The 8,055-nt window shown below is 57.3% G+C and carries 3 protein-coding genes and 5 pseudogenes; 7 read left to right on the plus strand and 1 reads right to left on the minus strand.

What is annotated here, in order from left to right; translation table 11 throughout:
* The 3 genes and pseudogenes from BN2475_RS30180 to BN2475_RS30190 form a co-directional block, all read left to right on the plus strand.
* Positions 1–554: pseudogene (locus BN2475_RS30180) on the plus strand (IS6 family transposase); the annotation flags it as partial.
* 678 nt (positions 555–1,232) lie between these two features.
* Positions 1,233–2,222 carry a hypothetical protein gene (locus BN2475_RS30185; protein WP_094783066.1) on the plus strand — a complete coding sequence of 330 codons (990 nt, stop codon included), beginning with the start codon at positions 1,233–1,235 and terminating at the stop codon, positions 2,220–2,222.
* Positions 2,223–2,756: 534 nt separating this feature from the next.
* Positions 2,757–3,455 carry a hypothetical protein gene (locus BN2475_RS30190; protein ID WP_143325976.1) on the plus strand — a complete coding sequence of 233 codons (699 nt, stop codon included), beginning with the start codon at positions 2,757–2,759 and terminating at the stop codon, positions 3,453–3,455.
* 615 nt (positions 3,456–4,070) lie between these two features.
* Here BN2475_RS30190 and BN2475_RS30195 read toward each other — a convergent pair.
* Positions 4,071–4,326 (minus strand): annotated as a pseudogene (locus tag BN2475_RS30195) (transposase domain-containing protein); the annotation flags it as partial.
* 283 nt (positions 4,327–4,609) lie between these two features.
* On the opposite strand from BN2475_RS30195, the pseudogene BN2475_RS30200 reads away from it, so the two are divergent.
* The 4 genes and pseudogenes from BN2475_RS30200 to BN2475_RS30220 form a co-directional block, all read left to right on the plus strand.
* A pseudogene (locus BN2475_RS30200) lies at positions 4,610–4,855 on the plus strand (transposase domain-containing protein); the annotation flags it as partial.
* Positions 4,856–5,256: 401 nt separating this feature from the next.
* Positions 5,257–5,598: a hypothetical protein gene (locus tag BN2475_RS30205; RefSeq protein WP_094783068.1), complete on the plus strand. Its 342-nt coding sequence runs from the start codon at positions 5,257–5,259 to the stop codon at positions 5,596–5,598.
* A pseudogene (locus BN2475_RS30210) lies at positions 5,594–5,818 on the plus strand (DDE-type integrase/transposase/recombinase); the annotation flags it as partial. The gene BN2475_RS30205 and the pseudogene BN2475_RS30210, both read left to right, overlap by 5 nt.
* 604 nt (positions 5,819–6,422) lie before the next feature.
* A pseudogene (locus BN2475_RS30220) lies at positions 6,423–7,402 on the plus strand (IS3 family transposase); the annotation flags it as partial.
* Positions 7,403–8,055 lie beyond the last annotated feature (653 nt).

Here is an 8,055-nt window from a genome sequence, read left to right on the forward strand (position 1 = left end):
AAAATTCGCTACCCAATTTTAACGTGGGCCTTACTGCAACAGAACCCTTTGCTACACCTGCGGGTCGCTCGTGGCGTGTCGATGAGACCTACCTGAAGATTCGCGGCAGGTGGGTCTACCTGTACCGGGCAGTGGATCGGGCCGGCCAGACGGTGGACTTCATGCTCACAGCCCGACGCGACGTGGCTGCGGCCAAAGCTTTTTCAGCAAGGCCATCCAGCGTCAGGGCCAGCCGCCGGAGAGCATCACGCTCGACGGCTATGCCGCCTCGCACCGCGCGGTGCGCGAAATGAAGACCGATGGTCTGCTGCCTGAAGACACGAAGGTCCGGGTCCTCAGAATATCTGAACAACGTGATCGAGCAAGCCCATCGCCACATCAAGTCCAGAACGAACGTGATGCTTGGGTTCAAGCGATTCGGGAGCGCCGCGACCACGATTTCAGGAATCGGGTTGACGCATCGCATTCGCAAGGGGCAGTTCGCTCTCGCGAAGCTCGGCCTCAAGGAGCCCGCTGCGCCCGCCGTATGGAATACGGTCCTGTTTGATCGATAAGCTTTCCTGCCTATATGAACTTTCTCAACCCGCTTACCTATTTGCACCAGAACCCGCTTCTGCTGGCTCCATCACGCCGCCCATCCCCGGCTCGATTACGCCGCCCCGTGACACAAGGAAAAGCACGTCCGCTCCGCCGCCGAATAGGACGGGCAATATTTGATGCACCCGTAAGTGTTGATGTCCGCGCAGAATTGACCCCAAACCAGAGGCGAGTCAGTTCGTCTGGGCTCTTCAGCCTATTCATTGTCGGTTCTAAGTTCGTTCAGCCCAACACCTTAACCGATTTGACACGCGCTATTGACACCGCTGCCCTTGATCTGCAGCAAGGAGCACCTTCATTTCGTCCTTCTTGCCACACGCACCCTGTATCGTGCAGCAATAGGGCATTCCGTGAGGAATAGGTAGCCATGCCGAAAATCGATGCAGGATCCCGTCCGGCGGCACTAGATGTCGCATTAGTTTCTACGGCAGCTGGCGACAATTTCGTCTATGCTCAATACTCCTGTTCACGAAAGGTGAACGCCGCCGCCTCGAAGATTCGCCGACCTTCAGGGTCGCGTACTGACCGACGGTGGGCAACGAATGGCCAGTGTCGCGTACGGGCTGCCCACTTCGGATGGATGGTCGTGACCAGCGTGTTGCGGCACCTTTGAATATCGATCTTGAGTGCCCCAAATGATCGGATTCCCCAAGATTTCGACTGCTTCGCAGGTAACGAGCGAAGCCGATGCGGAGCAGACCTCCACCGCCGTTGCGTCAACCCCATCCCGCCCCCATACGGGCTACGGTGCACTGCACGAACTCGTGAGCGCAGACCGATTGCAGCGCAAGGACTATTCGGCTCCTGTCAGGCAGGTGCGCACGGAAACCCTCGATAACCTGCATCGTGCGCAGGCGACGGTCGTCGACGTGAAGCAACGGCTGTCCTATGGACAGGGCAACCAACTGCCGGACATCGTCCAGACTTGGGGGGAGAGCTATGTACGGATGTCGTATGCGCGCCATCGCGCGACCCTTCGTTCTGAAGGCGGGACGTCCGAAGCAGAGCTACATCAACATGCCGAGGCTGCCCTAGCGTTTCAGGCCGGCAACTGTGGCGACACGGCGGCGCTGTCCTATTTGCACCTTGCCGGTGGGCCGTCGCTCAATGCACCACTCTTGCTCGTCAGTGACCAGGAGCAGGATCACGATTATGCGCTGATTGGTGACCCTCGCGATTCCCGGTGGGGCACGAAAAATACGGTCGTAGTCGATGCATGGACGCAGTTTCCTTCGGCCTATACCTTGGCCGATGCCGATGGCCTGATGCCGTGCCCGGCTGACCATGAGCGGCCTCCGGGCACGGAGCCTTCAACCGATGCCCGACGACTTTTTGACAGCAGCGAAACCGTGTCGAGTAAATCCATAGCCGGCGCCCTCGAACAGGATAAGCACGCAGAGATCGGGCCAAAACTTCTGAAGGAGGTGTTGGAGGACGCAGACCCGTCCGAGCTATGGGACGTACGAACGGGTGCCTTGGACCCAAGTACGCGATATACGGACGGGGCGTCTGCGCCGACTTCTTTTGACCATTTGCCGCAGTCATTGATCCGCCGTCAGGAAGCGGCCATCGATGCCATGGAGCGCTACCAAAGGGAACCCGGCAACAAGCTCAGGGGCTCATAGGCGGACGCAACGACGCAGGCGTCAGTTTTGACTTTGATCCAATGATGTTTGCTCCCTCAGAGATCTAAGGACACTCAGCGCGTAGTCGCGTATGCAAAAATGGGGTGCTGCCGGGGTAGGCTATATCAAATCGATGCATCCATCGATGCAGGCTACGATACGGCACGCGAAGACAGGATATTGCAAGCACGAGCAGCCGAACTGCAGTTCAAAACCCTCATTCATCGTGGAACAGACATGCCAATCTCCAGTGTCTCCAGCTCTAGTAACATTTCCACCGATCTGACGGCAACGAGTACGGGCGAAGAATCGTCCAGTAATCCTAATTCCCCATCCTCCTTGTGCACGAGTGGTCAATTGGCAGGGTTAAAGCCAAGAGTCCAGAATAACATTGGCGCTAATGCCCATCGCGACTTGAGTTCGAGCCAAGGGACTTCAGCGATAAAAGACGTTCGCTCACCAGTCCCTGACCAGAAAACACTTTTGGCTAGGTACGGCACAGTCGGACAAAAGAAGGCTCGCACTGCTGACGAAATGGATAGCGCCGACGCAGCTGCGGTGGAGGAAGCCATCGCACGCAGCCTGCAGGAGAAGGCTTTCGGGATACTGGTCAAACCTGAACCGCAAGCCATTCAAAGCAACACGACGCATACTTCTAATCCCACGAATAACGCCGTGGTCAATCAGGCTGACAGGAACGAAGAACCGTCTGAAGTCTCCAACGATAACCGGGAGCAGCAGATGTTGGGATTCGCCGACCTCAACAACGCTTTTAGGGCACACTTGACCAAACATGACCTGCAGGTCATTTCCAACCCGGGAACGGGGAACAACTGCGCGATCTATGCGTTGGTGCAACACCTCAGGCCGGATTTGAACGACAGCAATCTCGACAACGAAGTTAACGAGTTGCGCCGCGAGTACGACGTGAAAAACCCGTCCGACAGCAACGACATGATGCTGCATCTGGATACCGGCGTTGGTGGAGCGGCCAAGACCCTCACGAGGCTTGTCAATGATCGCTACAACGTAAACATACAGGTTGGGATAGTCGAAGCGGGTCTAGACGCGGAATACCCCGTGACGAGCAAGGAAACCATTTCCGCTTCTGGCGCGAGTGCCCCGTTCACGCACCATGTCGTTATCTGGGACCAGCAGGGACACTACGAAGCTGTGACAGCCAGGCGTCCAAGCACGGAAGAGACGGCGCAAAGTAATCGAACCGATGTTTGACCCCGACATACCAGCTCCATAGGGCGCAAAGTGGCAAGCCTGCGCCTTGGACGGTATGACGTAGAACACTCAACGGCTGGCTGCAGCCAGCCAACGCGTACAGTATCAACTTCTGCTTGCAGGCGTATCGCCCCAAGCGTTCTCACGCAAAGTGGTTCCTGGTCGATGCAATCGGGCTGTTCTCAACTAATGTGGTTTCATTCTCACGTAATGAGGTCCGGGGGCGATCGATATTCTCGATTAATGTGGTCCCGCCAGCGCTGATGTAATCGGCCTGCGCTGGATGTAATCGGCCGCTACAGCTAGCTGGAATCGGGTGCTGTATTGAAACGCTCCCAGCCCGTCTAACTTCGGCCGGATTTGGTCGTGTTCTTATCAGCACATCGCAATGAATTCGGCGAACGAAGTGGCATCGAACGCTGCTCAGTGCTCGCAATGCAGATGTCGGTGTTCTTAGTTTCTTCGTAAGCGCTAGATTTAGCTTACCGAATGAGGAATCGTTTGCATTCTGCGAGCGTGAGTAGCCCCACCGCGATGGTCGATATTGACCGGCGATGTTTCCAATTGTGTTCGGGGAGTGCGCGCCGACGTGGCGGCCTGCGCGCGTCTTGTGTGTCAGCTCGCTTTCGACTCGGCGCTGCGCTTCGCATAGTTGAACGGCAGCAGATCGCTGATGTCGGCACCCGGCGCGTTGCGGCAACTCGGTCAGCACGTGTACGAGGTACGCATAGGGTTCGAGGCCGCAGGCCCGACAGCTCAGCATCAAGCTGTACACCATGGCGCTCGCCTTTGCTCCGGCAACGGTGTCGCTGAACAACCACGAAGCTCTGCCAGTGCAGAAGGGGCGGATATCGAGTTCCATGACGTTATGCCGACTCTCAGATTATGCCGCTCGCCTTCCGATGAGCAAGGCTGGGAACCGGTGGCACCCTTGTCGGCAGCTTGCGGCACGGCATAATAAAGCGTTTAAAGGAAGGTCAGCAAGGGGTTCGGTGGTCAAAGTCGGCTTGGAACCCTTGCTCGGACGGAGTGAAACAGCAAGGGCACGCTCCTCGGGCGCCGTGGAGCATCCGAGAATTATGTCGCGTCGCTCGTCAATTTGAGCCCGAATTGCGTGATTGCCGAAGTCACAGTCGGCATAATCGGGGAGTCGGCATAACTGGGTAGAAAATCAGATCCGTCCATGGGCCATCGGCAGGTCTAACTGGTTATTCGCCGGGTCGCTGCGCGCTGGCCAACGTGCGGCCGCAATCATGAGCCTCATCCGCTCAGCGCAACTCAACGGTCACGAACCTCCCGCCTATCTGAAAGACATCCTGACACACTTGCCTACCCACAGGGCGAGCGACATCGCCGCATTGCTGCCACATAACTGGCGGCCTCTTCCATCTGCCACCTGACTCACCGTTCGTCAAGGTGGGTTCGCCGGCCGCTTACGAAAAAGTCAAAGTCAGTGTCGGTCATTATCTGCGTCCGCAATTCAAGTCTGCGGACGCAGCTTGCATTTTCCCGACTACGGAGGCTAGCTGCGCCTTATTTCGCGCTTACGAACAAAGCCCGCTAAGGCCAACGTCTCCAATGATTGGGCATGAAGGTGCCTTTGCTGGATTGGCAGCGCCGTGGGATTCGGGGTACGTGGCAGTAGTTCGTGTTTGAGGTATGACATTTCGTTTCTGGTCTCAGCTTTCTGCGATTGGCATGCTAGCGTTTTCGTTCAAGCCGCTAAATACGATCCGCCATAAGTAGAGAAATTGCGGACACACATCCATCCGCTTCATCCGATCAAGGACCGAGAACGCACATGACACTTTCTTTGGAAGACGCATTTTCCAGTGCACAGCAAACAAAACTGAATCGCCGCCTGCTCGTGGCGCTCATTGACCAGACCGATACCCGTTGGTGGGGTGGTCATGTCGATAACTGGCAGCCGGACGAAGCACTGTTTTCCTCAGGGGCGGCACTGAAGGGTTACCGGAAGCTCGTGACCCGTTTCAAGAAAGGCAAGACCGCAAAGGCACACGTGCTGATGATGCACATCGACGGCACGTTCGGGGCCGTCATGTTTGGCGTGGAGTCAGCCGAGGAAGCGCAACAGCTTCTGGATGATACACTGGAAGAAATACGAGCCAGAACCTCAGATTGACGCCATCAACGCCGAGCGCGAAACTCCGCTCAGGATCCGCCAGAACAAGTATCTGAATAACATCATCGAAGAGGATCATCGGGCGATCAAACAGATCATCAGACCGATGATGGGCTTCGAGGATTTTCGATGTTCGCGCATCATTCTCTCTGGTGTTGAGGTGATACATATGATTCGTAAGGGGCAGATGAAAAACGACGTCGATGACCGAACGGCAGCCGCTCATCTACTCACCGGTGACATAAGCAATCCTATATATATGGGAAAATGCTCGGCCTGCCATTCTTATCGCGACAGAACCTTGTTATTCGGTCTTTTAATCCAGCCGCCCTTGCCAACGTGACAACGCCCTGCAAAGCCCTTGATTTGCGGCAATGAAAATCGACAGACCGATAAATCGGGATGAAGGCGGTGCCAATGAAAGGGTTGAGCAGTCGGTACACAGACGATCCCTGGCGGGGCCAGGGAACCCGCCAGGGATCAGCACACAGGTCCGGCCCTTGATATGCGCCTGGCGCCGCTGGCCGTACGTCGCCAGGCGCGGAGGATGCAGCCTTATCCGGGCGCGCAGCGGCAGCGGGCGTTCTCCTCCCGGCCTCATGGCGGCGAAGAGAACGCCGGGGATCCCTTGCGCGACTTGTCCCGGCGCGAGTGGCGCGAGAAGCTCGAGTCGGACAAGGAGGGGGAGATGGCCCGCGGCCGGAGCCAGCCGGGGCCATCGTCATCGCGTCCGGACACGCACTACCGGCCCGGTTATCTGAGCTTGCCCGTAAATAATGGATCCCTTGCTGAGTGTGTAAAACTCATGCAAGGAGGAAACAGGGATGGGTAATCCGAGAGCACGGTATACGCAGGAATTCATGATGGAAGCCGTGCGCATGGTGCGTGGCGGCCAGAGCATGGCGGCCGTAGCAAAAATACTGGGCATCAGCCCGAAGACGCTGCACAACTGGGTGAAGGCCGATAGCGCTGGCAAGCTGAACGGGGCAGGGAAACAGGTTTCGCCCGAACAGATGGAGATTGCCCGGCTGCGGGCGGAGCTGGCGCGCGTGAAGATGGAGCGCGACATATTGGAAAAAGCCGCGGCGTACTTCGCGAAGGGGTCGGCATGAAGTACGCCTGGATTGAAAGTCACAGCCGACAATGGCCGGTTTCGCTGCTCTGTCAGGCGCTTGGCGTCAGCCCCAGTGGCTACCACGCGCGCAAGGCCCGGGATGTCGATACGGACCGTCCACGCCGACGCATCAGCAACGATGCCCTGCTGGTCCACATCAAGGCCGTGCACGCACAATCCAAAGGTGAATACGGCTGGCCACGCGTGTGGAAGAAGCTGCTTGCCCAAGGCATTCGCGTCAGCAAGGATCGTGTCCAGCGACTCATGAAGCTGCACGGCATCAAGGCGAAGACCAAACGCCGGTTCAAGGCTACGACTGACAGCAACCACAGCCTGCCGGTCGCGCCGGACCTGCTGCAACGTGACTTCTCTCCCGCTCGCCCCGATCAGGCCTGGAGTACGGACATTACGTACCTCTGGACTGATGAGGGCTGGCTGTACCTTACCGTCATCCTCGACCTGTTTAGCCGTCAGGTCGTGGGCTGGTCCATGCAGCCGCACATGCGCACGGAGCTGGTGTCGGACGCGCTGCGTATGGCGTGGTTTCGCCGCCGGCCGGAAGCGGGCCTGATCCTTCATAGCGACAGGGGCAGTCAATATTGCAGTCGTGATTTCCAGGACCTGCTCAAGGGCTACGGCATGCGTAGTTCGATGAGCCGTCGAGGCAATTGTTGGGACACTCAGTCACTTACCCTTCGGAAGGGAGTATTTGATGGGGAACATCATATCTTCAATTTGTGGGAACCAATCCGCTCACTACCCAGAGCAAGCCGGTTCCGTCAATGCATCGCGGCCCTCCCCCTCCCGTGCACAACAGCCGAGAGGACAAAACGCGCAATTCGACAATATGCCGAGGCGCACCTCGAACTCCTCGAACGCACAGGTGTCGCGCGAAACATCCTTCACGGCGGCCCAATCCTCACCGCCAAGCTCTGGGAAATGGCTCACGCCCGGCATGTCGGTTAGTGACGCAGCTTTGAAATTGGCAGATGACAACCCCGGTGCTGTCCGAGTGCTTGGGGAATGCTGTCAACAGTCCATAAACCCGATGGCGCTGTTGAACAAGATGGATGACGCTGGTATCCGGGGTGGCGAGCGTATCTGGGAACTACATAGAAGCGTTGCCTCCCAAAATCCACAAAAAACGTTCCACCTTCTCCTCAATCTTGTGAACGGGTGTATCTCGCCCGAAACCCTGAATCAGGCGATCGATAGCAGGAAAAGGCTGGACCCGACCTAAATCGCGAGGGGCGACGACAACTGACGGCAGAACCGGCGCGTCGAGAAAGGCGGCTTCAGGCCATTTCGTCTACCATCGTCAAACGGCCTAGGGAAACGCTGAT

Origin of the sequence: Paraburkholderia ribeironis, assembly GCF_900019265.1 — a bacterium.
In the GTDB taxonomy this organism is placed as follows: domain Bacteria; phylum Pseudomonadota; class Gammaproteobacteria; order Burkholderiales; family Burkholderiaceae; genus Paraburkholderia; species Paraburkholderia ribeironis.

Coding starts and splice junctions, on each gene's coding strand:
- BN2475_RS30185 (WP_094783066.1), top strand. CDS start 1,233: ATGATCGGATTCCCCAAGATTTCGACTGCTTCGCAGGTAACGAGCGAA.
- BN2475_RS30190 (WP_143325976.1), top strand. CDS start 2,757: ATGGATAGCGCCGACGCAGCTGCGGTGGAGGAAGCCATCGCACGCAGC.
- BN2475_RS30205 (WP_094783068.1), top strand. CDS start 5,257: ATGACACTTTCTTTGGAAGACGCATTTTCCAGTGCACAGCAAACAAAA.